The sequence below is a fragment of the Synechococcus sp. H55.10 genome (assembly GCF_047502715.1).
Lineage (GTDB): Bacteria > Cyanobacteriota > Cyanobacteriia > Thermostichales > Thermostichaceae > Thermostichus.
This window is the reverse complement of record NZ_JANSJJ010000168.1, coordinates 1-672: the sequence shown is the minus strand read 5'-3', so window position 1 is coordinate 672 and position 672 is coordinate 1. Positions and strand designations below refer to the sequence as shown.

Below are 672 nucleotides of genomic sequence, written 5' to 3'. Positions count from 1 at the left end.
GGCCAGCTTTGGAGAAGGGGGCCAGCGGGATCCCACCCTCCCACGGCTACAGGCCGCCCTGGGCCACCACCTTTACAGTTGTCAGGGCTTCCAGGTCGATGGGCCCGCGCACATGCAGCCGCTGGGTAGAAATGCCCAGGGACGGGTCGCGAATCGCCCCCAAGGTAGGGATCCCGCTTCCGCGGCCTGCTGAGAGGGGCGTGGTGTTGATGTGGATAAGGGCCGCATCTACCTCCTGGAGAAAGCGCTGGGCCGCCGCCTGGCTGTCAGTGAGGATGGTTTCCGACTGATGGTAACCGTTTTTGTTAATCCAGGCGATAGCCTCCGTTAAATCCGCTACTAGCTGGAGGCGCAGATGGGGACGCCGGGTGGAGTCAAACCCTTCTCCCAGCGGCTGGAGCTGGGGAAATTGCTCTAGAATTGGGGCGGCCGCCTGGACATCGACCTCCCCCTGACTGAGCAAAGCTTCGACCAGCGCTGGCAGATGGCTGGCGGCCCAGTCGGCGTGGATCAGCAGCCAGAGGGTGAGGGGCTGGTAGATGGGGATCCCTTCTGGGCCATAGCGAGCCAAGGGATCCAGCAAAGCTGACTTCACCAAAGGCCAGGGAGCAGTGCGATCCAGATAAACATGGCCATAGCCCAGGTGGGTAGCCAGGATCGGCACTTTGCTAG

General features: G+C 62.5%; 1 pseudogene. It reads right to left on the bottom strand.

Annotated features, from left to right (window positions below):
- Positions 1-46: 46 nt before the first annotated feature.
- Positions 47-672, bottom strand: a pseudogene (locus NW858_RS10610) (gamma-glutamyl phosphate reductase); the annotation flags it as partial.